Source organism: Actinomycetota bacterium (assembly GCA_019347675.1).
GTDB lineage: Bacteria > Actinomycetota > Nitriliruptoria > Nitriliruptorales > JAHWKO01 > JAHWKW01.
In genome coordinates, this window is the sequence record JAHWKW010000058.1 from 1 (window position 1) to 4,232 (window position 4,232).

The window sequence follows — 4,232 nt, forward strand, 5'->3', positions numbered from 1 at the left end:
GCTCATGTTGGCACAACAATGTCAGAGGCCCGGAAGCCAGAAACGCCCAGGAACCCCCAGCAAGAACGGCAAACAGCCCGCTACGGCCACGACTTACGGCACGACGATGCGGAAAACGCGCCTAGTGACGGCAAGCGCTGCGACATCTGCTCCCGCGATGTCGACCTTGTCTACGAGGGGCCCGTGTACTCCCGTCGGTCCGGTCGACCCACGATCTGCGACGAATGCATCGCGAGCGGCCGTGCGGCCGACGAACTTGACGCCATGTTCACGGACCTGGGCGGCGACGGCTGGGAAGACGTGCCTCGTGCGGTGAAGGACGAGGTCCTGCGCTGTACGCCTGGCTTCACCGGCTGGCAGCAGGAGACGTGGCGAGCGCACTGTGGCGATGCCATGAACTTCCTCGGGCCCGTAGGCCACCGGGAGCTTGTGGGGTTGGGGCCGGAAGCGGTCGCGTCACTTCGCAGGGAACTGACGTCGTGGGGCTGGCCGGCTGACGAGGTGGACGACTTCATCAGCTCGCTGGACCGGAACGACATGCCCACGGCGTACGCGTTCCGGTGCCGTCACTGCAACGAGTTCGAGGTCTACGCCGACTTCACGTAACGCTCGTCCGTCTCGCGGCCTACGACTGCGCGGAGCGGCGGTTCTGGAGGACTACCGCAGTCTCAACATGGGGAAGGCGCGGTCGTCACGCGACACTTCGATGGCCTCTAGTGCTGGGTGTCCAAGCATCCGACCGGCGATGCGGTCCGGCAAGACCATGAAGCTGGTACAGGCGTCGAGGTCGGTGGTGACCGACCAGGTCGAGTCCGTCGCCCAGCAGTAGTGCGGTGACCCTCCAACGGCCTGCATGAAGTCAAGGAAATCAGAAGCAGCTCCGGTAGCGACTGCTCCCACCTCCTCTCGCACGTTTGTGAGCGGCCCCGAGGCGGTCCACCCATGGCGGAACATCACGCAATCAGGTGTTGCTCCTTCGACGATGACCTCGGCGATCGAACGGGCACTCAGGACGTCAAGCGAGCCTTCCTGGGGGCCGACCATCGACCGAGGCCAGCTGGGACCGTCGAGCAGGTCACCGAGCGTCTGCCAATCTGTGTTGGAGGCCAGGCTTCGGTCCGCGAAAAGCTCCGCCCACCTCACGCGGCGCATCCCCGACACGTCTACTCCGATGGTGGATGTCCGCTGGAGAACACCCGGCGCCTCTGTGCCGAACGCCTCTCGCCAGGTCGCATCCTCCGACGGACCAGCGATCTCGTCCCACGTTGCGGAGGTCCCCGCGAAGGTCGGGTCTTCGTAGATCGCGTGGAAGACCTTGAGGTAGGTCCCTTCGCCGTGCGGGGGGAGGACCTCGCCCACCGTCCACGGGCGGTCCATGTTCGTCGCGTGAATGACCGGTTGGATGGGCGCGGTCAGATCCTCCGCAAGCCCCACGTCCTCGACGAAACGCATCAAGTGACCACGGACAGTCCGCTCACGATGGGGCAGCGCGCAGTCTACGAGGCCAGAATGGGCGGCTTGTATCGCCCGTTCTCGTACGGTCCTCTGGCGCTTATGCCGAGTCCCGTCGCCGAACGTCTGCGCGAACTACCGCAGTTCCCGCAAAGTGGTAGCCGTGTTCCTCCGCCGAGCCGCCACCCCGCCCGACTGTCCCTTACCTTACTGCGTTGGGTCGCTTGGAAGGCATCCCTTACCATGCCGTGGGGTCGCTTGGAGGGTGCTATGGCTGCCGTGACGGTGGGGGTCGCCGGCAAGGGCGGGGCGGGCAAGACCACCGTTGCGGCCGTGCTCGCCCGTGCACTGGCGCGTCGAGGTCTGGATGTCGTGGTGATCGACGCCGACTCTGACCCTCACCTGGCGATGGGTCTTGGGATGCCGCTCGATGCAGCGGCGCGGATCCGGCCGCTGCTGAACCAGTCAGGTCCCCGGCGCCTCCCCGAGGGGTTGGCACCCAAGCAGGTCCTGGCCGAGTACGCGTTGCCCGCACCGGACGGCGTCATGCTGTTGCTGGCGGCACAGGTCGAGCGGGCCGGGAGCGGCTGAACCGGGATCTCCCACGTCACGGTCCGTGACTTCATCGCCCAGGCGGGTTGCCGACCGGTCGTTGACGCGGTGATCGTCGACATGCAGGCGGGTCTGGAGCATCTGTCGTGGGCTGGCGGGACTCTGCGCGACGTCGACGTGCTACTGCTGGTCACCGAGGCGCACACCAAATCCCTGCGCACGGCCCATCGTGCTCACGCGTTGGCTGTGCAGCTGGGGATCGCATCCGTCGCGGTGGTCGGCAACCGGCTGCTCGACACTGACCGCGACCGGGTCGACCGGTTCGCCTCCGAGCGGGGCCTACCGCTGGTGGCCGCCGTCCCTGAGGATCCCGCGGTGCGGGCAGCCGATCGGGCAGGAACGTGCCTGCTCGACCACTCGCCCAACGCCCCGGCAACCACCGCGCTGCTGCCACTCGCCGACCGCCTGACCCGCATCCACCAGCCGTGAACTGCGCCAGCCCGAGATGGCGGCAAGGTGCCGGGCACGCGTGGTGGGCCCAAGGGCCGGGCGGGCGGCCCGCTGTGAGTGCGGCCCTAACCCTGCCCTAACCCGAGGCGCGCGTCGTCGTTTCTAGGCGAGCGTCGCGCGGCCCCACACGACGTAGCAGCACCGCGGCGACAAGCATGGCGACGCCCAGGCCGACGGCCAGCGACGTCGCCACGACCGCCCACAGTGGAACGTCGAACGACGCCGCCGACACAACGCTTGTGCGGTTTGGACCGTCGAGCAGGATGGACGCGAAGTAGATGTCCTCGGCCTGCGTCCGCTCGTTGCCATTGCGGGTGTCCTGCCAAGCGACGAAAACGGCGTTGTCGGTCGACGTCATTCCGACGTTCGTGTGGCTGTGGATGTTGTTGGACCACACGCCGATGGTGCGGTCGATGATCCGGTCGCTGACACGCACGTTCTCGCTCCACGTGACTCCCTGGTCACTGGAGGAGGCGTAGTACACATCGTTGTACCCGCCGGCGTTACCGACCTCTCCCTCGCCCTCCGGCACCGGGCTGTTGCGAAAGTCGTACCAGGCGACGTCCACACGACCGTTGGGTGCGATCGATATACCCGGGTCGTACTGCTGTACGCCCACCCGATCGTCGTTGATCCGCCGCCTTTCGCTCCACGTGTCACCACCGTCGGTGGAGACACGGACGAACACGTCGGCGTCCGCATCGGGGCGGCTGGCGCGCGGATCCGGATGGCCGTACCAGACCGCGTACAACGTCCCAGTGCTCGGGTCGGCTGCGAGCAGCTGCTTGCGCATGAAGCTGAAGCCTGCGTTGCCCTCGTCGATGACCCGCACCTCGTCGAAGGTCCGCCCGTAGTCCACCGACCGGGAGTAGTACAGGGGCCGGACGAGAGGCTCGTCGGGGCGCGGGTCGGCGAACCCGCTGGACGGGAAAATCACGTGCACCGTGCCGTCGGGGCCAACGGCCGGCCGCGGCTGGTACCCGCCGTGCTCCTCGTCGTTGCTGAGCTGTACCGGCTCGGCGAACGTCCGGCCTCCATCATCGGAGGCCGCGATCAGCGCCTTGTGACCGGTGTCCACTCCCCGCTGCAGCCACGACACGTAGACATGCGTCGGGTCGCTGGGGTCCACCACCACCATCGGCCGCTGGTTGTTCGTTCGCGGGTCCTTGGTGACCCCTTCAGGCGCCTCGTAGACCATGCTCGTGTCGAAGCTGCGACCGCCGTCGGAGGACCGGGCCAAGAACACGTGCCGGGGCCGGTCAGCACGCTCCAGGTGGTTGAACTTGGGGTCGTTGGCGACGAGCGCCACATACAGCACGCCCTCGCGGTCAAAAACCAACGTGGCGTACGGCCCGTTGATGGCGACCCCCGAGCAGTCGGTGTGGGGATCCAGCATCGGGCTCCCGCCCGGGTACCAGGTGCGGCCCCCGTTCACCGACAAGTGCACGTCACAGGTCCGCTTGCTGCGAATCTCGCTCTCGACACCACCAGCTCGCCGTTGGTGGGGTTGACCGCGATCTGCGGTGACGAGTGCCCACGCGCCGGATCAGCATTGGTGGTGACCTGCACCGCGGCCGTGACAACCGGCGCTGATTCCAGACCTCCTGACATAGCGGGATGGTTCATGCAGAGTCGGGCCGGGTTTTGATGGCGTAGACGAGCTCGAGGTCGGTGCCGGGGTAGAGGGTGTGGGTGTCGGTGAGGACCTGGCAGAGGGC

The 4,232-nt window shown here is 67.1% G+C and carries 5 protein-coding genes; 3 read left to right on the plus strand and 2 right to left on the minus strand.

Annotated elements, in window-relative coordinates:
• The coding region (locus KY462_16720; GenBank protein ID MBW3579342.1) for a CbrC family protein at window positions 1-606 on the plus strand (606 nt) is incomplete at its 5' end.
• A gap of 51 nt (window positions 607-657) precedes the next feature.
• Here the strand turns inward: KY462_16720 and KY462_16725 are convergent.
• The gene (locus KY462_16725; GenBank protein MBW3579343.1) at window positions 658-1,359 is read right to left on the minus strand and encodes a hypothetical protein; all 702 of its coding nucleotides are present in this window, start codon (window positions 1,357-1,359) and stop codon (window positions 658-660) included.
• A 363-nt stretch (window positions 1,360-1,722) separates the two neighbouring features.
• On the opposite strand from KY462_16725, the gene KY462_16730 reads away from it, so the two are divergent.
• Window positions 1,723-2,043 carry an AAA family ATPase gene (locus KY462_16730; GenBank protein MBW3579344.1) on the plus strand — a complete coding sequence of 107 codons (321 nt, stop codon included), beginning with the start codon at window positions 1,723-1,725 and terminating at the stop codon, window positions 2,041-2,043.
• A gap of 69 nt (window positions 2,044-2,112) precedes the next feature.
• Complete coding sequence (locus KY462_16735) at window positions 2,113-2,493, plus strand: hypothetical protein (protein ID MBW3579345.1); 381 nt, start codon at window positions 2,113-2,115, stop codon at window positions 2,491-2,493.
• A 97-nt stretch (window positions 2,494-2,590) separates the two neighbouring features.
• Here the strand turns inward: KY462_16735 and KY462_16740 are convergent, their stop codons facing one another.
• Window positions 2,591-3,949, minus strand: coding sequence for a glycoside hydrolase (locus tag KY462_16740; protein ID MBW3579346.1), 1,359 nt, complete (start codon window positions 3,947-3,949; stop codon window positions 2,591-2,593).
• Window positions 3,950-4,232: the final 283 nt, after the last annotated feature.

Bases quoted from the DNA above. Each gene is read 5' to 3' on its own strand.
- KY462_16730 (MBW3579344.1), top strand. From the start codon at position 1,723: ATGGCTGCCGTGACGGTGGGGGTCGCCGGCAAGGGCGGGGCGGGCAAG.